A 20,798-nucleotide genomic window follows, 5' to 3' on the forward strand; every position below is an offset into this window, starting at 1 on the left:
TTGCGCATGGAAGGAGCTGCCGAACGCTGCGATCTTTTGACCTACAGGGTGGAAAACTTGAACACCGTGGTCTGGGTATAGCGGTTGCCCGGATCCAGTCGTGTGGACGGGAAGTTCGGTTGGTTCGGCGAGTCTGGATAATGCTGAGTCTCCAACGTAAACGCCCCCCAATGCGGATAAATCTTGCCCGCCTTGCCCTTGACCGTGCCATTGAGGAAGTTGCTGGTATAGAACTGCACGCCGGGTTCAGTGGTGTAGAGCTGCAAGCGCCGGCCGGTTTGCGGATCGCTGACGTCGGCGGCGAGCTGGCCCAGATCACCCTTGGCGTCCAGCACCCAGTTGAAATCGAAGCCGCCTTGTTTCGGTTCGGCGAACTTCAGTTGCGGGTGATCAGCCTTGATGTGTTGGCCGATGGCGGTCGGTTGAGTGAAGTCCATGGGCGTGTCGGCGACCGGGGCCAGTTCACCGGTGGGGATCAGTTTGCCGGTGACCGGCGTGTAATGGGCTGCATGCAAGGTCGCAAGCTGCTTCAGTACGTCACCGTTGCCCGCACCAGCCAGGTTGAAATAGCTGTGGTTGGTCAGGTTCAGCACGGTGGGTTTGTCCGTGCTGGCCTTGTACTCGATGCGCAGCTCATTGTTCTCGGTGAGGCTATAAGTGACCTCGGTTTTCAGGTTGCCCGGGAAACCCATTTCACCGTCCGCCGACAGGTACGTGAGGGTTACGCCCACCGAATCCTTGCCTTTGCTCGGTTCAGCTTTCCACACACGTTTGTCAAAACCTTGGGCCCCGCCGTGCAGTGAATTGCTGCCGTCGTTGAGTGGCGCCTGATAGTGCTTGCCGTCCAGCTCGAAGGCGCCATTAGCCAGGCGATTGCCAAAGCGGCCGATGGTCGCGCCGAAGTATGCGGTGCCGCTTTGATACCCCTGCACATCATCGAAACCCAGCACTACATCGTCGAGCTTGCCGTTTTTGTCCGGCACTTTCAGCGACTGCAAAATCCCGCCGTAGGTAATGACCGTGGCCTGCAGGCCATGGCTGTTGCGCAAGATGTATTGCTCGACGGGCGTACCGTCATTGGTTGTGCCAAAGGCTTTTTGTTCGCTGGACAAGCCGACGGCGTGAGCGGGGAGGGTGGCGATCATCAGGGACAGTCCGAGGCCAGAGAGCAGGTATCGAGATTGAATCATGGTTGACCTTCCTTTTTGTTGTTTTAGGATAAGTAGTCATACTAATGATCAGGTTTTAACGCGATCAAGGAAGGATTTATAGCTTGTCTATGCGGCGTTGCAATCATAAAGCATGACTAATTTAATGACGCGTTCACGGTAATCCGCGTTTACGGACCACCGGCACTGCACTTTTTCGGCTTTCGCGGTTCTATCCTTGGCCAGCCCGCGGCGATCCCCACCGCCGGCCCATGCCCAAGTTCAAGAACCCATGGCTCGAGTTTTACCCCGCATTACCCCGCACATTCGCCGTTATTGCTTGCTGCTGATTGGCCTGTCGATGCTCTTCGCCGGTGGCTGCAGCCATCAGCCGGGCAACGATATCGTCAGCCAGTTTCGCAACGGCCAACCCCAGGAACTCCTCCAGACCAGCGTCGACCGTATGGCGACCCTGACGATGCGTGACAACCTCGAAAGCCTCTACCTGCTGATGAACAAGCTCTACCTGCGCAACCCGGAGGAGCTGAAGAAATCCGGCTTCCTCGATGTAGGCACCGCGGAAAAACAAGTGCGCATGGCCATCGAACAGCAAGAGCCGCTACCCACTCTCGGCGGCAAAAAAGACCTCGCCGCGCTGAGCTACGCCATGAGCCCGGAATTCCTCGGCGACCGGGTGGGGGCCTTCATCTATGCCATCGGCAGCATGCTGGTCACCGCCCACGGCAATCGGCTGGAGTTCTACATGACGGATGCGATTAACCCGACCTTCGTCAGCAATGCCGCGCGCAACATCGAGAAAGCCACCTGGATCTTGAGTCAGCGGCAAAACAAGCAAGGCGAGCCCTTGCTGTTTTCCAACGAAATCTCGGAGGAGGGCAGCAACCTGAGTTTTGCCGTGGAGTTCGGCAAAATCGTCGCGCGGCTGGACCTGCTGACCCAGATGCTCGACGAACGCTACCGACGGATCGGCCTCAACTACGCCCAGAGTTTACTGTTTTTGAATTTCTTGCCGGTGCAATAAAACGAGTTCTGAACCCAATCCCTGTGGGATGTGGCCAGGAAAAAACGGTGTTCCGCCTCAATGAGTTGGCATAACGATAGACCGCATCGATATAACTGGTTATAAGAAAAATCGCTATGCTGCGAGCCGGTTATTTCCTGCGATTTTCTGGGCGTATTAATGGAATTCGGTAATTTCGGGTTGGTCGTTGCAGGTCTGGTGGTCGGCTTTATCGTCGGCATGACCGGCGTTGGGGGCGGTTCGTTGATGACTCCCATTCTGTTGTGGTTCGGCGTCAACCCGGCTACGGCGGTGGGCACGGACTTGCTGTACGCGGCCATTACCAAATCCAGCGGCGTGCTGGTTCATCGCAAGAACAAGAACATCGACTGGGCGATCACCGGTTGGCTGACCCTCGGCAGTGTGCCGGCGGTGGCGCTGACACTATGGTTCCTCAGCACTTTGCAGACCTCACCCGACGCGATGAACGCCGTCATCAAACAGGCGCTGGGCTTCGTACTGTTCGCCACGGCGCTGGCGATTTTCTTCAAGAAACGCTTGCTCGATTTCGCCCACAAACGGGCGGGCGGCCACTACAATCCTAGCGGCTCGCGGTTGAATGTGCTGACCGTCATCACCGGTCTGGTCCTCGGCACCATGGTGGCCCTGACCTCCATCGGCGCCGGCGCCCTGGGCACCGTCGCGCTGTTCATCCTGTATCCACTGCTGCCTACCCGCCGCCTGGTCGGCACCGAAATCGCTCACGCGGTGCCCCTGACCCTGGTCGCTGGCCTGGGCCACGCGAGCATGGGCAACATGGATTGGCACGTTTTGGGTTACTTGCTGGTCGGTTCGCTGCCGGGGATTTACCTGGGCAGCCATTTGACCGGGCGTATCTCCGACGAACTGTTGCGTCCGTGCCTGGCCACGATGCTGGTGCTGATCGGCTACAAGCTGGCGTTCTGATCCGGCACCGTATAGATCACTGAATTTAGCGGAATCATGCTCTCGCTGACGTAGTCAAAACTATGACCACGTTCAGATGAGGTCATGAAGTCCATGAACAGCCCCGTAAACGATCTTCTGCGACGGTTCCGCCGCCCCCGCGGCGAGCCACCCGGCAACGCGGCCGAAGTGTTGCGCCGTCATGCCGAGCCGTTGCCTGCACGCGACTCACCTGAATTCGGCGAACTGTTCGACCGCTTTGGCGATGCCAGCGTGGTGCTGATCGGCGAAGCCAGCCACGGCACCCAGGATTTCTACCAGACCCGAGCGGCGATCACCCGCCGCCTGATCGAGCAGCACGGCTTCGGCATCGTCGCGGTCGAAGCCGACTGGCCCGATGCCGGCCAGATTGATCGATGCGTCCGCGATCTGGGCCGCTCCGCCTGGAAAAAACAGGCCTTCGCCCGATTCCCCACCTGGATGTGGCGCAACACGGCCGTGCAGACCTTTACCCGCTGGCTGCACCACCATAATCGCGGGCTGACGCTGGATCAGCGGGTGGAGTTTCGCGGGCTGGATGTTTACAGCATGCGTCACTCCATCGACGAAGTACTGGGCTATCTCGATAAGACTGACCCGCAGTTGGCGAAAGAGGCCCGCCATCGCTACAGCTGCCTGACGCCATGGCATGACGATCCGGCGCTGTATGGTCATTTCGCCGAGCGGGGCAACCTGGCCACGTGCGAGGACGCCGTGGTCGAGCAATTGAATGTACTGCTGGGCGAGCGGCTCGACCCGATGGTCGCCGACGATGAAGCATTTTTCAGCGCCACCCAGAACGCCCGCGTCGTGCGGGCCGCCGAGCAGTATTACCGCGCTATGTACCGCGGCTCGACCGCCTCGTGGAACCTGCGTGACCTGCACATGTTCGACACCTTGCAAACCCTGATGAAGCATCGTGGAGCAGACGCCAAAGCGGTGGTGTGGGCGCATAACTCACACATCGGCAACGCCGCCGCCACGCAAATGGGTTGGGAGGGACAGTTCAACATCGGCCAGTTGTGCCGCACGGCCTACGGCTCGCAAGCGGTGTTGATCGGCATGGGCACCGACCACGGCACCGTCGCTGCCGCCGATGACTGGGATGAGCCGATGCAGGTCAAACAGGTGAGCCCGGCATTGGCCGACAGCTGGGAACAACTGTTTCTCCAGGCCGGCGTTCCTGCAGCGCTGCTCGACTGGCGGACGTCACCGAGTGGGGAATTGCTGGATGTGTTGGCCGAGCCATTGCTCGAGCGCGCCATCGGTGTCATCTATCGACCCAGGACCGAGCGCCAGAGTCATTACTTTCAGGCGGTGCTGGCAGAGCAGTTCGACGCTTACATCTGGATCGAAAAAACCCATGCGGTCTCACCATTGCCGGCGCCTGAGTTCATGGAGCACGAGGAAGACACTTTTCCATTCGGTATATGACACGCTAGCGATGGGTATCTATTCCCGGGTAAAAATCTCCAATAGATGCCCGTCCGGGTCATCGAAATACACCCGCCGGCCCCCGCCGTAATCATTGATCTCGTTCAGTCGTTGCTTGCCCGGATCGGCCCACCAGGGCTGCTTGTGCATTTGCAGGCGAGCGAAGGCTGCATCGAAGTCTTCGTCGCCAATCAGGAACGCATAGTGTTGGGAAGCAATCGGCGGGTCGTTATTGTAGAAATCCAGCGAAACACCGTTATCGAATTTGACCACCAGCATCGGTCCGAATGGCTCGGGTTCGGGCAGGCCTAGGAGGTCGGTCAGGTAGCGGGCCGAGACCTTTTTGTCACGGCACCAGACAATGGTGTGGTTCAGCTGAGCGCTCATGGAAAAGTCCTCACGGCGAATCAGGTCGTGCGTGTTGTGCTATGAGATTAGCTCAGGCTGTTGCGCAATGACCGCCCTGACCTAAGCTTGGGGCAAGGCGAAACACAATTGCGTGCGTCACCCGGAACGTTCGCCGCGATGCGCAATCATTAGAGCGTGGATATCAAAAGGAGAAGCGCATGCTCATCAGGTCTTTGGCCCTGGCTACTCTGCTGTCTTTCGTCGGCCCCCTGTTCGCCGCCGATGACGATTCCCCTCTGGTTAGAGACGTGGGCAGGGCCCGTCCCCTGATTGTCATCGCGCCCAGTTCGGTTGATCCCACTTGGGTCAATCTGAAAAAGTCGCTGGATGAACCCGCCAGCCGCAAGGGCTTCACCGAGCGAAACATGGTGCTGTACACCGTGATCAACACGATGGGCCAGCGTGACGGCAAAGACCTCGACCCGCAAACGACGATGGCATTGATCCGCTCGCTCAAGCTAGGTGCCGGGGCGAAGAGCAAAATCATCCTGATTGGCAAGGATGGCGAAAAGAAGCTTGAAAAGGATGCGGTCGAGCTGAAAGAGATTTTCAGCACCGTCGACCAGTTGCCGGCGGCAGAGAAAGAAGCAACAGTACCGACGCCAGCGCCGATGGCTGAAGTTGCACCGGCCAAAGGCGCAAAAGGCAAACCGGCGAAACCCGCCAAACCGCCTGAACAGCCGGATGAATGAGTTGCGCGGCACTATTGCGGTGAGAGGCATTACCTCAATGCAGGTCAGTTAAGCGCAATCCTACTGGTGCGCGGTTGCCCAGCCATAATGGATTGTCGGGATTATTCAGTCAGCGCACTCAATATTTTGTGAGCAATTTTCACTCGCTCGGCGTTCGGGTAATTTTTGTTGGCCAGAATCACGATGCCGATGTCTTTCGCCGGGATAAAGGCGACATAGGCGCCGAAGCCACTGGTTGAGCCGGTTTTGTTGATCAGCACATTATCGCGTTGCGGTTGCGGCGGGTTCCGCCACCGGACTTCATGAGCCTCAAACGCCATCTGCGACGAGTTACCCGCCAGTAATGTATCGAGCGTCACCGGATAGTTGTAGAACTCCCAACCCAACCCTTGAGTCATCTCGCCGACGGTGTAGTAACCGGTGTGAGTGATGGCGATGGCTTGCTGCAAGGGCTTTTCCAGCGACGTCGGATTCATGTTCGCTTCAACATAGCGAAGCAGATCCGAGGCACTGGTTTTCACGCCATACGCTTCAGAATCCAATGCACCCGGCCCGACTTGCACAGGCTTGTCGTCCTTGTTGTAACCCTGGGCGTAAAGCGCCATCTGGTCCTGCGGCACCTTGAGGTAGCTATGCTTGAGGCCGAGTTTCGGCAGCAAGGTTTTTTCCATCAGCGCATCGAACGGCGCCCCCATGTTGTGGGCTGCCAGATAGCCGAATAGCCCCAGGCTGGGGTTTGAATACAGGCGATGAGTGCCAGCGGCGTAGGTCGGTGTCCATTGCTTGAAATAACCGAGCATCTTGTCCTGATGGTCAGCATCACCTGGGAACTGCAGCGGCAGGCCTCCGGCAGTGTAGGTGCCCAGTTGCAGTACGCTAATGCTGTCGAACGCGCTGCCACGCAATGTCGGCAGAACCTGACTGGCATTGTCCGAGAGGGACAATTTGCCTGTCACCTGGGCGTAGGCGGCGAGGGTAGCGGTGAAGGTTTTGCTCACCGAACCGATCTCGAACAGGGTGTCTTCGGTGACGGCTTTGCCGTTTTCTTTCGAGGCCACGCCGTAGTTAAAGTAATGCGGTTTGCCATTGACGGTGATTGCGACCGCGACACCGGGGATCTGCTGTTGCTGCATCGCCGGTTCGAGGGTGTTCTTCACGATTGCTTCGATGCGGCTGTCAGCAAAGCACTGACTAGCCCCGAGGAAAAGTACGAAAGCGCTGTAGGACGCGAGTTTTTTCTGTCTCTTTTTATGCATGATGAGCCACTTTCCATGAGTTTCTGTTGGGTTAATCGCTACACTCCGAGCGATTTTTCAAGCCGGTCCCTTGCAGGGCAAGCCAAATCTATGCAGGTTGGCGAAGAACGACAAACGACGATATCTCGGATGAGCCATTAGAATATTTTGGGAGTGGGTATGATTCGACCTCATCTGCCGCTGAATGCGCTACGCGCTTTCGAGGCCTCGGCACGCCATCTGAGTTTCACCCGGGCGGCGGTGGAGTTGTGTGTCACGCAGGCAGCGGTGAGTCATCAGGTCAAAAGCCTTGAAGCCCAGCTTAGCGTGACCTTGTTCAAGCGCCTGCCCCGAGGCCTGATGCTGACTAACGAAGGTGAAACCCTGTTGCCGGTGTTGCGAGAATCCTTCGACCGGATTGCCGAAACCCTGGAGCGATTCGAGGGTGGGCATTTTCGCGAGGTGTTGACGGTGGGAGCTGTGGGGACGTTTGCGGTCGGTTGGCTGTTACCGCGGCTGGCAGATTTTCAGACTAAATATCCGTTCATTGATTTGCGCCTGTCGACCAACAACAACCGGGTGGACGTGGCCGCTGAAGGGCTTGATTACGCCATTCGCTTTGGCGCGGGGGCGTGGCATGGGATCGAAGCGGTACGGTTGATCGAGGCGCCGCTGTCGGTGCTCTGCGTTCCCGAGATTGCGCGGCAATTGCACACACCGGCCGATCTGTTGCAGCAGACGCTGTTGCGCTCCTATCGCACGGATGAGTGGCCGGAGTGGTTTCAGGCGACCGGTCTTTCGGCCCATGCCGCCCCACCTCGGAGCATTGTCTTCGACTCGTCGCTGGCGATGATGGAAGCGGCGCTGCAAGGGGCAGGCGTTGCATTGGCACCGCCGCGGATGTTTGCCAGGCAACTGGCGGCGGGCGCAATCGAGCAACCGTTTGTCATCGGGATCACCACCGGTAGCTACTGGCTGACCCATTTGCAGTCACGGCCTGAAACGTCGGCGATGGCGGCGTTCAAGGGCTGGTTGCTGCAAGCTTCGCTTTAATACAAAAACCTGTGGGAGAGGGCTTGTGTGGCGAGGAGGCTTTTCGGCCGATCGGTAGCCGCCATTGGTCTTCTCGATAGCACCCCTTTTGCAGGCTCGTTTCCAACCTGTACGGCCCAGATTCGCTGGACCTCATCAGTGAGGTGCGTCATGGCTTACGAGCAAATCCTTCAAGGTGGAACTTCCGATAACGACCCTGTCAGACCCATTCCCGATAGGGACGATCCGTCGATGGATCACGACGCACCACCCGGCATGGACCCTTCGCAAGACCCGGCCGATACGGACGTTGATCGTCCAGAAGACTGGCGGGACCCGGCTTTGGTCCCGGCTCTGGATGACGACATTCCAGCGCCGGATGAAGAAACGCCATTGTCCGACGACAGGCGATAAACAGATCCGCCCAAATGCGTCTAATGCTGGTCAGTTAAGCGCAATCCATGTGGGAGCGGCGGTGCCGCTCCCACAGGTTTTATGCCTTGCCTTTGATGATTTTCAACTGACGCTGACATCCCGCATCAACAACCCAAACCGCAAATCCAGCGCATCCGGTACCGGCAAATACACCGTGTGCCCATCCCCCGGCGCCACGTCAATCACCTCGCCTTTGATGTTCTGCAACTGATGCAAATCGAAGTGGAAATTGCCCAGGGGCGTCATCAGTTCCAGGTGATCACCCAGGCCAAAGCGATTCTTCACCCGCACCTCGGCCAGCCGGTCCCGGCGTTCACCGGTCAACTCGCCCACGAACTGTTGGCGCTCTGAAACCGAGCTGCCGTTCTGGTAATTCTGATATTCGTCATGCACATGCCGGCGCAGAAAGCCTTCTGTGTAGCCGCGCTGCGCCAGGGATTCAAGATCGGTCATCAAACTGCGATCAAACGCCCGGCCAGCCACCGCATCATCGATCGCGCGGCGATACACCTGGGTGGTGCGCGCGCAATAGAAGTGCGATTTGGTCCGGCCTTCGATCTTCAGTGAGTGCACACCCATCTGCGTCAGGCGCTCGACGTGCTGGACGGCGCGCAGGTCCTTGGCGTTCATGATGTACGTGCCGTGTTCATCCTCGAATGCCGGCATCAGTTCGTCAGGGCGATTGGCTTCTTGCAGCAGGAACACTTGATCGGTCGGCGCGCCGAGGCCCAGGGTCGGTTCGGGCCGGAACTGCTGGACGATCTCGCCGAGCTGATTTTCGCTGGCTGGCGTCGCCGAGTATTTCCAGCGACAGGCGTTGGTGCAGCTGCCCTGATTGGCGTCGCGCTTGTTCATGTAGCCCGACAACAGACAGCGCCCGGAATAGGCCATGCACAATGCGCCGTGGACGAACACTTCCAGCTCCATCGTCGGGACGTGCTGGCGGATTTCGGCGATCTCTTCCAGCGACAGTTCGCGGGACAGGATGATCCGGCTCAAGCCCTGTTGCTGCCAGAACTCGACGCTGGCCCAGTTCACCGTGTTGGCTTGCACCGACAAGTGGATCGGCATCTGCGGGAAGTGCCGGCGCACCAGCATGATCAGGCCCGGGTCGGACATGATCAGCGCGTCCGGTGCCATGGCAATCACCGGTTCCAGATCTTTCAAGAACGTTTTGAGCTTGGCGTTATGCGGGGCGATGTTCACCACCACATAGAAGCGCTTGCCTTGAGCCTGGGCCTCGGCGATGCCGAGCGCGAGGTTGGCGTGATCGAATTCATTGTTGCGCACCCGCAGGCTGTAGCGCGGCTGGCCGGCGTACACCGCGTCGGCGCCGTAGGCGAAGGCATAACGCATGTTTTTCAGGGTGCCGGCAGGGGCGAGCAGTTCTGGGGGCATAAGCGTCATGGCGCAGGTCATGGCAGTGTCGATCGCAAAAGCCGGCGAGGGTAATCCACCTGTCCGTGGGGTTTATTGATCTGGATCTATGCTTGATGAACAAACGGATGGCTGTGGTGGACTAAATATCAGGACGCGCAAACGGCGCCCCTGCGCACTGACATGGATCGGACATGAACGAAACGAAACTACAAAACACATCGTTGATGGTCTTGCTGACGCTGGTGAGCATCGCCTTCATCTGGATTTTGCTGCCGTTTTATGGCGCGGTGTTTTGGGCGATCGTCCTCGCTATTATGTTTGCGCCCTTGCAGCATCAGCTGCAACGGAAGTTCAATTGGCCGCACAACCTGACGGCACTGTTCACTTTGTTTCTCTGTGTGGTGATCGCGATCCTGCCGGTGATCACCATCAGTACCTTGCTGGTTCAGGAAGGCGCGGCGCTCTACAGCAGAATCGAAAGCGGTGAGCTGGACATCGCCGGGTATGTGTCGCAGTTCAAACAAAGCCTGCCGCCGTACGTCCAGTACCTGCTCGATCGTTTCGGTATGGGCGAGCTGAGTGGGCTGCGGGAGAAAATCATCAAGAGCACGATGCAAGGCAGCCAGCTTCTCGCGACCACCGTGTTCAGTTTTGGTCAGGGGACGTTCGAGTTCGTGGTGAGCTTTTTCGTCATGCTGTATTTGCTGTTTTTCTTCCTGCGGGACGGGGCCGAACTGGCGCGCAAGGTGCGCATGGCGATACCGCTGGAAGACAGCCAAAAGCGTCTCTTGCAACTCAAGTTCAATCGCGTGGTGCGCGCCACAATGAAGGGCGACCTGTTGATAGCGATCACGCAAGGGATATTGGGCGGTTTTATTTTCTGGTTTCTGGACATCCCGAGCGTGGTGCTCTGGGCGGTGTTGATGGCATTTCTATCTTTGTTGCCGGCGGTGGGCGCGGGCATCGTCTGGATACCGGTGGCGGCCTATTTCCTGTTTAGTGGCGTAATTTGGAAAGCTACGGTACTCACGTTGTTCGGGCTGTTCGTGATCGGCCTGGTGGATAACGTCCTGCGACCGATCCTGGTGGGTAAGGACACCAGAATGCCGGACTACCTGATCCTCATTTCGACCCTGGGTGGCCTGGCGCTTTTCGGTTTGAACGGTTTTGTCATCGGGCCGTTGATTGCCGCGTTGTTCGTGTCGAGCTGGGCGATTTTCATCGATGGCAAGCCAAAGGTTCAGCTGCCGTAAGCGCTGAGCTGGCCTGAGCCGATACGTTGCGACAAGGCTTGGGCGGCGGGAAGCGAGGTGAGCGGACCGCTGATCGGTTCACCGTCCTGCATCAGATACCAACAGGCAAGCAATCCTCGCGCTCTGAGCGGTGCGGGAACGGCGCTGCCGATAACGGACATGATCTGAACCTGAGCCATAAGTACCTCCATTAATCTATGGAGCTACCTTACGGATCGGACGCTTGAACGGACAATCAACGCTTTCGATAGTCGTCATTGATGCCGATGAGTTCTGTGGTCAGTCCACCACTTGGTCGAGCATATGCATCACTTCCTGCTCATTGAGCAGGCCTTTGCGCACCAGGTTTTCCGCCAGCAGCGAGAGAAACTTTGCGCTGCGATGACCTTCCAGGTGTTTGAGTTCGGTCAGTGCGTTGTACACCTTGCCGGAAGTGCACAAGCCGACAATGCGATGCGGGTTTTGTGTGGGCATGGAGGTCGTCCTTGTTTTTATCAACCTGTTGTTTACGGACAGATCCAAGCTTGCGGACCTGACATGACATAAATATGACCGTTATCACCAAAGTCGGAGTAGGGCGATCAGCGTCAATCATGCCAACTTTACCTGTCGGTATTGTCCCGACAGCGACCTTGGCGAGATTTATTCAGACTTCGTCCCACCGGTGGTCACAAAAAAAGCCCCGCTTTTAAAGCGGGGCCTGAGGAATGTATTACCAGCGGTCACCACGATAATAACCATGGGGAGGGCCGTAATAGCCGCGTGGTGGGCCATACCCGCGTGGCGGACCGTAATAGATCGGTGCCGGGCGGTAGTACATCGGTTGTTGAACATAGACCGGCGCCGGTTGGTAATAAACAGGAGGTGGCTGCACGTACACCGGTTGTGGCTGAACGTAGACCGGTTGTTCCACATACACGGGTCGGTCGCGGCCGATTATTGCTGAGCCGATGATTGCCGAGCCGACGATCGCACCAAACACAGCTGGACCTTCCCAGCCGCCATGACCACGACCACCTGCTTCTGCCTGCCCTGCGATAGCGAGAGCACCGATCAGCAAGGCTACTGTGGGGATTTTACGGATCATGATAAGTCCTCGATTCTTCGACCCGGCGCTTGCGTCTGCAATAGACACAAGTTGTCGCGGGGATACTTCTAAGACAGTTTTTTTTTGAAAATCAGCACAGCCGTTGGGTAAATTTTGTGTAAGGTCTTTACTGGTTTCTTTACGGGGCTGTGCGCTGCCACACACAGCTTCATGATCGATCAGAACAAGGTGGAATGGCTAATCCCCTCCATCTGAAAGTGCTATTGAAGGAGATTCGAATGCAGATGAACCCCAACAGAGACACTCAACTGTGCATGTCGCTCTCGGGGCGGCCCGGCAATTTCGGCCTGCGCTTTCACAACTATCTGTACGAACAACTGGGCCTGAATTTCTACTACAAAGCCTTCAGCAGCCAGGACTTGCCGGGCGCCGTTGGCGGTATCCGCGCCTTAGGTATTCGGGGCAGCGGAGTGTCGATGCCATTCAAGGAAGCTTGTATCGCGTTGGTCGATGAGCTGGACGCATCGGCTGAGGCTATTCAATCGATCAATACTATCGTCAACACCAACGGTCATCTCAAAGCCTACAACACCGATTACATTGCCATCGCCCAGTTGCTCGAAACCCATCAGGTACCCAAGGATTCGACCTTTGCCCTGCGCGGCAGTGGCGGCATGGCCAAGGCTGTAGCCAGTGCCTTGCGCGATGGCGGTTACAAAAACGGCCTGATCGTGGCCCGTAACGAGCGCGCCGGGCGTGCCTTGGCTGAATCGTTGGGTTATTCATGGCAGGCAGAACTGGGGGGCCAACGCCCGCAGATGCTGATCAACGTCACACCCATCGGCATGACGGGCGGGCCGGAGGCCGATCACCTGGCGTTCGAGCCTGACGCTATCGCTGCGGCCGAAACTGTCTTCGATGTAGTAGCGATCCCCTCGGAAACACCGTTGATTGTGCGCGGTCGTGCCGAAGGTAAGCGGGTGATCACCGGACTGGAGGTGATTGCGATCCAGGCGCTGGAACAGTTCGTGCTGTACACCGGCGTACGGCCGACCGATGAGCAGTTCCAGAAGGCCGTGGCGTTTGCCCGGGGCTGATTACCTCAATTATTTGTTGGCTGTACCGGCCCCTTCGCCGGCAAGCCGGCTCCTACAGGTTCAGCGCTGAACCTGTAGGAGCGAGGCTGCTCGCGATTGCCGCGATTCGGTCTCCAGCCAGTCCCGTTATTCGAGACGTGCCAGTCGCTCTTCCAGCGCCGCAATCCGTGCTTCAAGTTCTTCGATCCGCTCAACCGACACGCCGCCACTGGTGCCACGTTCCACCGGATTCTGCCGAGCCGACAGGATCGCTTCAATATCCGCCGGATCGCCCAGTGCATGCATGTAACGGTCTTCGCGCTGGCCGGCCTGGCGCGGGATCAACAGCGCCAGACCCCTGGCGATCAAACGTTCCAGCTGGTGCACCACCTGCTCGGCATCTTCGAAGTCATGCATGCGGCCGCTGCGGGTCAGCAGTTCGTTGACTGTCTGCGGGCCGCGCAGGAACAACAACCCCGTCAGAATCACCTGCGCCGGCACCAGTTCCAGCGCCTTGTCGACCCGATGCTCCCAGCGGTCGGCGCGGCTGCCCATCACCAGTCGGGTGAAGCCGCGACCTTCCAGCACGCGCAGGCTCTGGCCGACCTGGCCCTGGCTGAGATTCATCACCGGTTCACGGCTGGTTTTCTGGTTGCAGGCAATCACCAGTGCATTGAGCGTCAGCGGATAGGTTTCCGGGCTGGTGGCCTGTTTCTCGATCAACGAGCCCAGAATGCGAATTTCCGTGCTGTTGAGCCGTGGTTCGTCGAAGGTCGTTTCTTGCTCAGTGCTCATCGCGCTTTTCCCTAGGCAGTCGAAGCATGCAGTCGAAGGCGCCTAGCCTAATCCTTGCAGGATAAAAGACAAGCCGCAGGGCGGTCGGGCAGGGCTATAATCGCTCCACGTTTTTACGCCTGTCACCACACGAGACCATCATGACTATTTCCCTGTACGCCGCTTCCGTTCCGGTTTTCCAGCAAATGCTCAATGCCCTGAGCAACAACCTGAGCAAGGCCGAAGCCCACGCTACCGCGAAAAACATTGATCCGAACGCGTTCCTGCAAGCCCGTCTGTACCCGGATATGTTCCCGCTGGTGCGTCAGGTGCAGATCGCCGTTGATTTCGCCAAAGGCGTTTCGGCGCGTCTGGCTGAAGTCGAACTGCCGAAATATGACGACACCGAAACCACCTTCGCCGAACTGCAAGCGTTGATTGCCAAGGTCCTGGCCTTCATCGGCGAGATCAAACCCGAGCAGATCGACGGCAAGGAAGGCATCGAGATCGTTACCCGTCCGGGCACGCCTAAAGAGAAGCGTTTCTCTGGTCAGGCTTACTTGCTGAGCTACGGTCTTCCGCAGTTCTTCTTCCACATCACCACCGCTTACGCACTGCTGCGTCACAACGGTGTGGAAGTGGGTAAGCGCGATTACATGGGCGCGTTCTAAACCACCCAGGTGCAAAAAAGCCCGCCAAGGTTTACGCCTTGGCGGGCTTTTTCGTGTAGGAGCCAGGCTTGCCGTAATGCCACTCAGTTAAGCGCAACCCCGGTAGGAACGAGCTTGCCCGCGAAGACGGCGGAACAATAAATATTGATGTTGCCTGACACACCGCCTTCGCGGGCAAGCCCGCTCCTACAGGGGCGTTGTTACGCCATACGTTGGGCTTCCCGGGCTTTCTGGGTCTTCTGTTCCTCACCCTGGCACGCAGCCGCAGTGAATAGCACGTCGGTGGAGGAGTTCAGCGCGGTTTCCGCCGAGTCCTGCAACACGCCAATGATGAAACCGACCGCTACCACTTGCATGGCGATTTCGCTCGGGATGCCGAACAGGCTGCACGCCAGGGGAATCAGCAGCAACGAACCGCCGGCCACGCCCGAGGCGCCACAGGCACAGATCGCCGCGACGATGCTGAGCAGGATGGCCGTTGGAATATCCACGGCGATGCCCAAGGTGTGCACGGCGGCCAGGGTCAGCACGGTGATGGTGATCGCAGCGCCGGCCATGTTGATGGTGGCGCCGAGCGGGATCGACACCGAATAGGTATCTTCGTGCAGGCCCAGGCGCTTGCTCAACTCCAGATTGACCGGAATGTTCGCCGCCGAACTGCGGGTGAAGAAGGCAGTGATGCCGCTCTCGCGCAGGCAGGTAAGTACCAGCGGATACGGGTTGCGACGCAGCTTCCAGAACACAATGGCCGGGTTCATCACCAGTGCCACGAACAGCATGCAGCCCAGCAACACGGCCAACAGATGCATGTAACCGATCAAGGCACCGAAACCGGAAGTGGCCAAGGTCGAGGCCACCAGACCGAAGATCCCCAGCGGCGCAAAGCGGATCACCAAACGCACGATCAAGGTCACGCCATTGGACAAATCGCCGAGCACCTCGCGGGTTGTCTCGCCGGCATGGCGGATGGCAACGCCCATACCGATCGCCCAAGCGAGAATGCCGATGAAATTAGCGTTCATCAGCGCGCTGACCGGGTTATCGACCACGCTGAGCAACAGGCTTTGCAGCACTTCGCTGATGCCGCCCGGTGCGGTCACCGCGACGTCCTGGGTCGACAGCACCAGACTCGACGGAAACAGCGTACTGGCGATCACCGCTACCACAGCCGCCGCGAAGGTGCCCAGCAAATACAAAAAAAGAATCGGCCGGATATGGGTTTCCTGACCGTGCTTATGGTTGGCAATCGAGGCCATGACCAGCACGAACACCAGAATCGGCGCGACAGCCTTGAGCGCCGAGACGAACACTTTGCCAATGAAGGCAGTGGACTTGGCCAGCTCAGGCGCGAACAACGCCAAGGCAATCCCGGCGACCAGGCCGATGATGATTTGCGTGACCAGGCTGCTGCGTTTCAGGCGTTGCAAAAGAGAAGGGGATGAAGCGGTCATAACGGCATCTCTGATTTTATTAGGGTGCAGGGTTCCTTCTCATGCAGCAAAAAGCCGGGCAGGCCACATGGAGGGAACCGAAGGGTCGCTACATCAATGCCAATCAATGGCCGATGAGCAAAGTGTAAGTACCGCAGGGTCGCGGACTTTATCACAGCGTAGCCGCGATCCTTCAGACCTGTGACGATCTGCCACCCGATCGTTCAACGTGATTTGCAGGTTCGTGCAACCTCGTCCGGAAACACTCTGTTAAGCTTCGCCATCCTCATTTTCAAGTTCTGCCAGTGGGCCTTCGGGCTGTCGCTGGTGTCGTCGTTTTCCTGGAGTTCTGCATGCTGTTGCCCATTCTTCTGTTGTCCGCCGCCGGTTTTACGGTGCTGACCACGGAATTCATCATCGTCGGCCTGTTGCCGGCAATCGCCCGTGATCTGGACGTCAGCATCCCTCAAGCGGGTTTGCTGGTGACCCTGTTTGCGTTCACTGTGGCCGCGTTCGGGCCGTTCCTGACGGCGTACTTCGCCAGGTTTGAACGGCGCAAACTGTTTATCAGTGTGCTGATCATGTTTGGCTTGGCCAATACATTGGCGGCACTGGCGCCGAACATCGGGGTGATGGCCATTGCCCGGTTGATTCCGGCGCTGGGGCTGCCGGTGTTTTGGGCGTTGGCCAGTGAAACCGCGGTGGACATCGTCGGGCCGGACTACGCCGGGCGGGCCATCTCCAAGATCGGTTTCGGCATTGTTTGCGCCACGGTGTTTGGCATTCCGGTGGGTACGCTGATTTCCGATGCGTTCGGCTGGCGCAGTGCCTTCGGCATTCTGGCGGTGATCGCGTTTGCCAAGGCGCTGCTGCTGTTTATCTATCTGCCGAAAACCAACCTGCACCAGCATCAGGTGAGCTTCCGTTCGCAGTTCAAGATTCTGCGCAGCCCGCTGATGCTGGGGCATGTGCTGTTATCGATCCTGGTGTTCAGCGGCATGTTTACCGCTTACACCTACCTGGCCGACATCCTTGAGCGCCTGGCCGGTTTCAACGGCACGGTGGTCGGCTGGTGCCTGATGGGCTTCGGGGCGGTTGGCTTGATCGGGAATTCGTTGGGCGGTCGCGCGGTGGATCGGCATCCGCTCATCGCTTCAGTGACATTCTGTGCCTTCATGATCGCCGGCATGGTGGCCTTGGTGCCGAATATTCATTCACCCCTCGGTCTGGCGGCGGCGATGGGGATTTGGGGCGTGACTCAGGCTGCGCTGTTTTTGGTCAGTCACGTGCGCCTGATGAAGGCTGCGCCTGAGGCACCGGCCTTTGCTGCATCGCTGAATATCGCCGGCGCCAACCTTGGAATCGGGCTGGGTGCGCTGATCGGTGGGCGGGTGATTGACAGTGTCGGCCTGGGCGGCCTGGGTTTCGCGGCAGCCGGTTTTATCCTTGTCTCGATCCTGTTGGCGATGGCGCTGATGACCTTCAAACCTCGCGAAATCTGCGCCTGACACCTCACATCGCGGTGAACAGCTCGCGTCGGGCACCTTCGGTAATCGCGACAATGCCGGGGTGTTTGACCTTGCGCTCCACCGAGATGGCGTAGAACGACTCGCGCACCGCGTCGGTCTGGCCGATCAATTCCACGCCACATTGGCGTTTCACTTCGTCGGCAATCACGCTCGGGCCGATGAATATCCCGCTGCCGGATTGGCCGAAGGCCTGCATCAAGGCGCTGTCGTCGAACTCGCCGACAATTCGCGGCTGAATTTGCTGTTCGGCAAACCAGCGTTGCAGGCGACTGCGTACCACGGTTTCCGGCCCGGGAATCAGCAGTGGGGCGCCGTGCAGGCTGCGGGGGAAGTCCTGGCCATATCGCGCCGCCAGATCAACGGTGGCGAAGAAGCTGATGCCGCATTCGCCGAGTTTCTGGCTGTAGCCTTTGATGTCGAGATGCGAGGGCATCGGGCTGTCGGAAATCACTAGGTCAAGGCGCTGAATCGCCAGGTCGGCCAGCAAGCGTTCCAGTTTGTCTTCGCGGCAGGTGATACGCAGGGGCTCACTCAACTCCATGGTCGGCGCGATCAGGCGATAGACAATGGATTTGGGCACTACGTCGGCGACACCCACCCGAAACAGGATTTGTTGTTCGTTGGGCTGCGCCCGCAACATCAACTCCAGTTCGCCGCCCAGTTGAAACATCTGCTCGGCGTAGGGCAGGGTCTGACGCCCGGCTTCGGTGAGTTCCAGCTGCCGGCCGACCCGGCGAAACAACTCGATGCCGTAGGTTTGCTCGAGCAGGGAAATCTGCCCGCTGATGGTCTGTGGCGTCAGGTTCAACTGCTCACAGGCACGCACGATGCTCCCAGTCTTGGCCACCACCCAGAAGTAATGCAGCTGTCGATAATTCAACATGGTTGGTGAACCTCCGGTTTACATCCGCACTTTCAGATTTTTATTCGTAAAAACCGAAGTATAACTGCTAAAAATACGAATTTTCCTGAAGTGTCTGCTTCCTTAGAATGCCTCGCCATCGACGAATCGCCTTTTCGGTTCTGTCTGTTCTATCGAGGAAAGCATCATGAAGCTTAAAACCACGGCACTGCTGATCACGTCTTTACTGGTGTTGGCCGGTTGTGAACAGGCTGAGAAAAGCGCTCAACAACTGATGGGCAAGGCCGCCGAAACCGCCAAACAAGCGATTGACGATACCCATAAAGCCGCCGAGCAAGCATTGAGCGATGCCACGGATGGCTTGATCAGCAAGAAAGAACAACCGGCCAAAGAGACGGACAAAACCGAATCTTCGACCCAGGAAATCTAAACCGTCTACAACGAGTCAGGACTGACCCATGGAATACCTTTTAGAACTGGCTGCAAGCCCCACCGCGTGGGTCGCCCTGGCCACGCTGGTGGTGATGGAAATCGTGCTCGGCATTGATAACCTGATCTTCATCTCGATCCTCACCAACAAGCTGCCCGAACAGCATCGCCAAAAGGCGCGGCGCGTCGGTATTGGCATGGCGCTGATCCTGCGTCTGGCGCTGTTGAGCACCATTGCCTTCATCGTCCAGCTGACTGAGCCGGTGATCGAGATTCTCGGCCAGGCCTTCTCCTGGAAGGACATGATCCTGATCGCCGGTGGCTTGTTCCTGTTGTGGAAGGCGACCACCGAGATCCATCACAGCATGGACCCGGCCCCGGATGATCCGACGTCGGCCACCTCGACCGTGACCTTGGGATTTGCCGCCGCGATCGGTCAGATCCTGCTGCTGGATATGGTGTTCTCCATTGACAGCATCATTACCGCTGTCGGCATGACCGAACATTTGCCAATCATGATCATCGCGGTGGTGGTGTCGGTACTGGTGATGCTGCTGGCGGCTGACCCTCTGGCCAAGTTCATCAACGACAACCCGACGGTGGTGATGCTGGCGCTGGGCTTTCTAATCATGATTGGCATGACGCTGATCGCCGAAGGTTTTGGCGCCCACGTACCGAAAGGCTACGTTTACGCGGCCATGGCATTCTCGGCCACGATCGAAGGCTTGAACATGCTGTCGCGACGGGCCAGGCAGAAGCGGGTGGCCGCTGAAGCTTGATCTTCGTTAAACGAAATGGCCGCCTGAACTTGAAAGAGTTCAGGCGGCCATTGAACCGCTGGCTCCTACATGTCCTGTCAGTGCGCGGTTGCAGCCCGCTGATCGGTTTGCGTCACGGGCGCCGATGGAACCGGAGGGTGAGGGTGCCGGCGGGTAATGCGCAAAACACCCCACAACATGGCGGCGGCCACGGCCAACCAGCCGAAAATCAACATCACAATAATCAGTGTCAGGCTCATCCTTGCCTCCTCCTTGCCTTGCATCGATGCACACTCTGCAACCGACAGTCTAGTCGCTGCTGTATTTCAGGCTATTGACCAAAAGTCGCCTATCGCCAATCTGTTCGCTCTATCGAATGCAATCAACTGCCGGTTAAGGCTATACCGCTGCAGCGCGGCATCCTATGATCCACGGCCAAGCCGGGAGTGTGAATACCTGGCGTCTAAACAAGAGAGTGATGAGAGTGCGGGTATTTTCTCCAATTCGATCGATGCTACTGATCGTTGGCTGCGTTGCCGGCCTGGCTGGCTGTGCGGGGAGCGTGGCGCCTGAGATCAAACGTCTGCCCGAGCGGGTCGAACTCAGCGGTACGTTTTACCGAGGACAAAGTTATCAAAGCGGCCCCCAGGTACTGGCCAGCCTGTTATCCCAGCAGGGCATCGTGATAACCCCGGGGTTGCTCGACAAGCCCCTGCATTTGCCGGGTGCCGAAGACCGCTTGCAGCAGAACATGCAAAACCTCGCGCGCGAGTACGGGATGGTGGTTTACCCCCTCGACAGCCATTTGCCGGCGCTGCTGGCCCAAGTGGCGGCCGGTTTCCCGGTGATGGTGCGCTTCACCGAAGGCTCGGCATTCTGGGCAGAACCTCGATACGCCATTCTTGCCGGTTACAACCGTCAGAAACAGACCGTGCTGCTGCGCGCCGGGATGGATCGTCGGTTGCTGATGGGGTTCAGCGCTTTTGAATCGGCGTTCGAAAACGCGGGCGGCTGGGCTGTATTGATTCAGAAGCCGAACCAGCTTCCAGTTAACGTCGATCAGCAGCGCTGGCTGAAAGCGGCGAGTGAACTGGCCCAGTCAGGTCAGGAGCAGGCAGCAGCCAGGGCGAAGAAGGCACTGACTTCGCAGTAAATTCCGTTCGTCATCTGCGGGGCACTACTCAGCCTTGTTGGTCTCT

At 58.1% G+C, this 20,798-nt stretch carries 24 protein-coding genes; 13 read left to right on the forward strand and 11 right to left on the reverse strand.

The features are described 5' to 3' along the window. Positions 1–41: 41 nt before the first annotated feature. A complete protein-coding gene (locus LOY56_RS09525) occupies positions 42–1,190 on the reverse strand; it encodes an aldose epimerase family protein (RefSeq protein ID WP_258621264.1) in 1,149 nt (382 codons plus the stop codon). Between the two features lie 250 nt (positions 1,191–1,440). Between LOY56_RS09525 and LOY56_RS09530 the strand changes: the two genes are divergently transcribed. The 3 genes from LOY56_RS09530 to LOY56_RS09540 all read left to right on the forward strand — a co-directional run bounded on the left by LOY56_RS09530 (position 1,441) and on the right by LOY56_RS09540 (position 4,587). Further along, positions 1,441–2,190: a hypothetical protein gene (locus tag LOY56_RS09530; protein ID WP_258621266.1), complete on the forward strand. Its 750-nt coding sequence runs from the start codon at positions 1,441–1,443 to the stop codon at positions 2,188–2,190. A gap of 159 nt (positions 2,191–2,349) precedes the next feature. After that, entirely contained in the window at positions 2,350–3,135 is a 786-nt protein-coding gene (locus tag LOY56_RS09535; protein ID WP_258621267.1) for a sulfite exporter TauE/SafE family protein, read from the forward strand. Between the two features lie 93 nt (positions 3,136–3,228). Beyond that, positions 3,229–4,587: an erythromycin esterase family protein gene (locus LOY56_RS09540; RefSeq protein ID WP_258621269.1), complete on the forward strand. Its 1,359-nt coding sequence runs from the start codon at positions 3,229–3,231 to the stop codon at positions 4,585–4,587. Between the two features lie 18 nt (positions 4,588–4,605). On the opposite strand, the gene LOY56_RS09545 is transcribed toward LOY56_RS09540, so the two are convergent. Further along, positions 4,606–4,974, reverse strand: coding sequence for a VOC family protein (locus tag LOY56_RS09545; RefSeq protein ID WP_258621271.1), 369 nt, complete (start codon positions 4,972–4,974; stop codon positions 4,606–4,608). Positions 4,975–5,153: 179 nt separating this feature from the next. On the opposite strand from LOY56_RS09545, the gene LOY56_RS09550 reads away from it, so the two are divergent. Next, complete coding sequence (locus LOY56_RS09550; RefSeq protein ID WP_258621273.1) at positions 5,154–5,687, forward strand: DUF4174 domain-containing protein; 534 nt, start codon at positions 5,154–5,156, stop codon at positions 5,685–5,687. A 101-nt stretch (positions 5,688–5,788) separates the two neighbouring features. Here LOY56_RS09550 and ampC read toward each other — a convergent pair whose 3' ends face one another. Beyond that, a complete protein-coding gene (ampC, locus tag LOY56_RS09555) occupies positions 5,789–6,943 on the reverse strand; it encodes a class C beta-lactamase (protein WP_258621275.1) in 1,155 nt (384 codons plus the stop codon). A 159-nt stretch (positions 6,944–7,102) separates the two neighbouring features. On the opposite strand from ampC, the gene LOY56_RS09560 reads away from it, so the two are divergent. After that, a complete protein-coding gene (locus LOY56_RS09560; protein ID WP_258621277.1) occupies positions 7,103–7,975 on the forward strand; it encodes a LysR family transcriptional regulator in 873 nt (290 codons plus the stop codon). 231 nt (positions 7,976–8,206) lie between these two features. After that, positions 8,207–8,368, forward strand: a complete 162-nt coding sequence (locus tag LOY56_RS09565) for a hypothetical protein (RefSeq protein ID WP_258621279.1) — start codon at positions 8,207–8,209, stop codon at positions 8,366–8,368. Between the two features lie 102 nt (positions 8,369–8,470). On the opposite strand, the gene yegQ is transcribed toward LOY56_RS09565, so the two are convergent. Further along, complete coding sequence (gene yegQ / locus LOY56_RS09570; protein WP_258621281.1) at positions 8,471–9,796, reverse strand: tRNA 5-hydroxyuridine modification protein YegQ; 1,326 nt, start codon at positions 9,794–9,796, stop codon at positions 8,471–8,473. 164 nt (positions 9,797–9,960) lie between these two features. Here yegQ and LOY56_RS09575 point away from each other — a divergent pair, with 164 nt between their 5' ends. Further along, positions 9,961–11,022: an AI-2E family transporter gene (locus LOY56_RS09575; RefSeq protein WP_258621282.1), complete on the forward strand. Its 1,062-nt coding sequence runs from the start codon at positions 9,961–9,963 to the stop codon at positions 11,020–11,022. Here the strand turns inward: LOY56_RS09575 and LOY56_RS09580 are convergent. The 3 genes from LOY56_RS09580 to LOY56_RS09590 all read right to left on the reverse strand — a co-directional run bounded on the left by LOY56_RS09580 (position 11,010) and on the right by LOY56_RS09590 (position 12,109). Further along, positions 11,010–11,201: a hypothetical protein gene (locus tag LOY56_RS09580; protein WP_237882657.1), complete on the reverse strand. Its 192-nt coding sequence runs from the start codon at positions 11,199–11,201 to the stop codon at positions 11,010–11,012. The genes LOY56_RS09575 and LOY56_RS09580 overlap by 13 nt on opposite strands. 100 nt (positions 11,202–11,301) lie before the next feature. Beyond that, on the reverse strand, positions 11,302–11,496 hold the full coding sequence (locus LOY56_RS09585; protein ID WP_095053103.1) for a hypothetical protein: 195 nt from the start codon (positions 11,494–11,496) through the stop codon (positions 11,302–11,304). A 238-nt stretch (positions 11,497–11,734) separates the two neighbouring features. Then, positions 11,735–12,109, reverse strand: a complete 375-nt coding sequence (locus tag LOY56_RS09590; RefSeq protein WP_052967274.1) for a hypothetical protein — start codon at positions 12,107–12,109, stop codon at positions 11,735–11,737. Positions 12,110–12,348: 239 nt separating this feature from the next. On the opposite strand from LOY56_RS09590, the gene LOY56_RS09595 reads away from it, so the two are divergent. Next, the gene (locus tag LOY56_RS09595; RefSeq protein ID WP_258621286.1) at positions 12,349–13,167 is read left to right on the forward strand and encodes a shikimate 5-dehydrogenase; all 819 of its coding nucleotides are present in this window, start codon (positions 12,349–12,351) and stop codon (positions 13,165–13,167) included. Between the two features lie 126 nt (positions 13,168–13,293). Here the strand turns inward: LOY56_RS09595 and LOY56_RS09600 are convergent, their stop codons facing one another. Further along, positions 13,294–13,941 carry a YceH family protein gene (locus LOY56_RS09600; protein WP_258621288.1) on the reverse strand — a complete coding sequence of 216 codons (648 nt, stop codon included), beginning with the start codon at positions 13,939–13,941 and terminating at the stop codon, positions 13,294–13,296. Between the two features lie 140 nt (positions 13,942–14,081). On the opposite strand from LOY56_RS09600, the gene LOY56_RS09605 reads away from it, so the two are divergent. Continuing rightward, the gene (locus tag LOY56_RS09605) at positions 14,082–14,591 is read left to right on the forward strand and encodes a DUF1993 family protein (RefSeq protein ID WP_258621290.1); all 510 of its coding nucleotides are present in this window, start codon (positions 14,082–14,084) and stop codon (positions 14,589–14,591) included. A gap of 200 nt (positions 14,592–14,791) precedes the next feature. Here the strand turns inward: LOY56_RS09605 and sstT are convergent, their stop codons facing one another. Then, positions 14,792–16,042, reverse strand: a complete 1,251-nt coding sequence (gene sstT / locus LOY56_RS09610; RefSeq protein WP_258621291.1) for a serine/threonine transporter SstT — start codon at positions 16,040–16,042, stop codon at positions 14,792–14,794. A 332-nt stretch (positions 16,043–16,374) separates the two neighbouring features. Here sstT and LOY56_RS09615 point away from each other — a divergent pair, with 332 nt between their 5' ends. Further along, a complete protein-coding gene (locus LOY56_RS09615; RefSeq protein WP_258621292.1) occupies positions 16,375–17,529 on the forward strand; it encodes an MFS transporter in 1,155 nt (384 codons plus the stop codon). Between the two features lie 4 nt (positions 17,530–17,533). Here the strand turns inward: LOY56_RS09615 and nhaR are convergent, their stop codons facing one another. Beyond that, positions 17,534–18,433, reverse strand: a complete 900-nt coding sequence (gene nhaR / locus LOY56_RS09620) for a transcriptional activator NhaR (RefSeq protein WP_258621294.1) — start codon at positions 18,431–18,433, stop codon at positions 17,534–17,536. Positions 18,434–18,599: 166 nt separating this feature from the next. Here nhaR and LOY56_RS09625 point away from each other — a divergent pair, with 166 nt between their 5' ends. Next, positions 18,600–18,842 (forward strand): hypothetical protein, encoded by a 243-nt coding sequence (locus tag LOY56_RS09625; protein ID WP_258621295.1) that lies wholly within the window; start codon positions 18,600–18,602, stop codon positions 18,840–18,842. Between the two features lie 28 nt (positions 18,843–18,870). Next, a complete protein-coding gene (locus LOY56_RS09630) occupies positions 18,871–19,620 on the forward strand; it encodes a TerC family protein (protein WP_258621297.1) in 750 nt (249 codons plus the stop codon). Positions 19,621–19,697: 77 nt separating this feature from the next. Here LOY56_RS09630 and LOY56_RS09635 read toward each other — a convergent pair whose 3' ends face one another. Continuing rightward, positions 19,698–19,859 (reverse strand): hypothetical protein, encoded by a 162-nt coding sequence (locus LOY56_RS09635; RefSeq protein WP_258621298.1) that lies wholly within the window; start codon positions 19,857–19,859, stop codon positions 19,698–19,700. A gap of 164 nt (positions 19,860–20,023) precedes the next feature. Between LOY56_RS09635 and LOY56_RS09640 the strand changes: the two genes are divergently transcribed. Beyond that, positions 20,024–20,752 (forward strand): peptidase C39 family protein, encoded by a 729-nt coding sequence (locus tag LOY56_RS09640; protein WP_258621300.1) that lies wholly within the window; start codon positions 20,024–20,026, stop codon positions 20,750–20,752. Positions 20,753–20,798 lie beyond the last annotated feature (46 nt).

Source organism: Pseudomonas sp. B21-048 (assembly GCF_024748615.1).
Lineage (GTDB): Bacteria > Pseudomonadota > Gammaproteobacteria > Pseudomonadales > Pseudomonadaceae > Aquipseudomonas.

What these genes read in the sequence shown, in the direction of transcription:
- LOY56_RS09585 (WP_095053103.1), bottom strand. Translation starts at nt 11,496, where the DNA reads ATGCCCACACAAAACCCGCATCGCATTGTCGGCTTGTGCACTTCCGGC.
- LOY56_RS09630 (WP_258621297.1), top strand. Translation starts at nt 18,871, where the DNA reads ATGGAATACCTTTTAGAACTGGCTGCAAGCCCCACCGCGTGGGTCGCC.
- LOY56_RS09545 (WP_258621271.1), bottom strand. Translation starts at nt 4,974, where the DNA reads ATGAGCGCTCAGCTGAACCACACCATTGTCTGGTGCCGTGACAAAAAG.
- LOY56_RS09635 (WP_258621298.1), bottom strand. Translation starts at nt 19,859, where the DNA reads ATGAGCCTGACACTGATTATTGTGATGTTGATTTTCGGCTGGTTGGCC.
- LOY56_RS09605 (WP_258621290.1), top strand. Translation starts at nt 14,082, where the DNA reads ATGACTATTTCCCTGTACGCCGCTTCCGTTCCGGTTTTCCAGCAAATG.
- LOY56_RS09580 (WP_237882657.1), bottom strand. Translation starts at nt 11,201, where the DNA reads ATGGCTCAGGTTCAGATCATGTCCGTTATCGGCAGCGCCGTTCCCGCA.
- LOY56_RS09530 (WP_258621266.1), top strand. Translation starts at nt 1,441, where the DNA reads ATGGCTCGAGTTTTACCCCGCATTACCCCGCACATTCGCCGTTATTGC.
- LOY56_RS09565 (WP_258621279.1), top strand. Translation starts at nt 8,207, where the DNA reads ATGGATCACGACGCACCACCCGGCATGGACCCTTCGCAAGACCCGGCC.
- LOY56_RS09600 (WP_258621288.1), bottom strand. Translation starts at nt 13,941, where the DNA reads ATGAGCACTGAGCAAGAAACGACCTTCGACGAACCACGGCTCAACAGC.
- LOY56_RS09640 (WP_258621300.1), top strand. Translation starts at nt 20,024, where the DNA reads ATGATCCACGGCCAAGCCGGGAGTGTGAATACCTGGCGTCTAAACAAG.
- sstT (WP_258621291.1), bottom strand. Translation starts at nt 16,042, where the DNA reads ATGACCGCTTCATCCCCTTCTCTTTTGCAACGCCTGAAACGCAGCAGC.
- nhaR (WP_258621294.1), bottom strand. Translation starts at nt 18,433, where the DNA reads ATGTTGAATTATCGACAGCTGCATTACTTCTGGGTGGTGGCCAAGACT.
- LOY56_RS09625 (WP_258621295.1), top strand. Translation starts at nt 18,600, where the DNA reads ATGAAGCTTAAAACCACGGCACTGCTGATCACGTCTTTACTGGTGTTG.
- LOY56_RS09540 (WP_258621269.1), top strand. Translation starts at nt 3,229, where the DNA reads ATGAACAGCCCCGTAAACGATCTTCTGCGACGGTTCCGCCGCCCCCGC.
- LOY56_RS09575 (WP_258621282.1), top strand. Translation starts at nt 9,961, where the DNA reads ATGAACGAAACGAAACTACAAAACACATCGTTGATGGTCTTGCTGACG.
- LOY56_RS09595 (WP_258621286.1), top strand. Translation starts at nt 12,349, where the DNA reads ATGCAGATGAACCCCAACAGAGACACTCAACTGTGCATGTCGCTCTCG.
- yegQ (WP_258621281.1), bottom strand. Translation starts at nt 9,796, where the DNA reads ATGACGCTTATGCCCCCAGAACTGCTCGCCCCTGCCGGCACCCTGAAA.
- LOY56_RS09560 (WP_258621277.1), top strand. Translation starts at nt 7,103, where the DNA reads ATGATTCGACCTCATCTGCCGCTGAATGCGCTACGCGCTTTCGAGGCC.
- LOY56_RS09535 (WP_258621267.1), top strand. Translation starts at nt 2,350, where the DNA reads ATGGAATTCGGTAATTTCGGGTTGGTCGTTGCAGGTCTGGTGGTCGGC.
- ampC (WP_258621275.1), bottom strand. Translation starts at nt 6,943, where the DNA reads ATGCATAAAAAGAGACAGAAAAAACTCGCGTCCTACAGCGCTTTCGTA.
- LOY56_RS09525 (WP_258621264.1), bottom strand. Translation starts at nt 1,190, where the DNA reads ATGATTCAATCTCGATACCTGCTCTCTGGCCTCGGACTGTCCCTGATG.
- LOY56_RS09590 (WP_052967274.1), bottom strand. Translation starts at nt 12,109, where the DNA reads ATGATCCGTAAAATCCCCACAGTAGCCTTGCTGATCGGTGCTCTCGCT.
- LOY56_RS09615 (WP_258621292.1), top strand. Translation starts at nt 16,375, where the DNA reads ATGCTGTTGCCCATTCTTCTGTTGTCCGCCGCCGGTTTTACGGTGCTG.
- LOY56_RS09550 (WP_258621273.1), top strand. Translation starts at nt 5,154, where the DNA reads ATGCTCATCAGGTCTTTGGCCCTGGCTACTCTGCTGTCTTTCGTCGGC.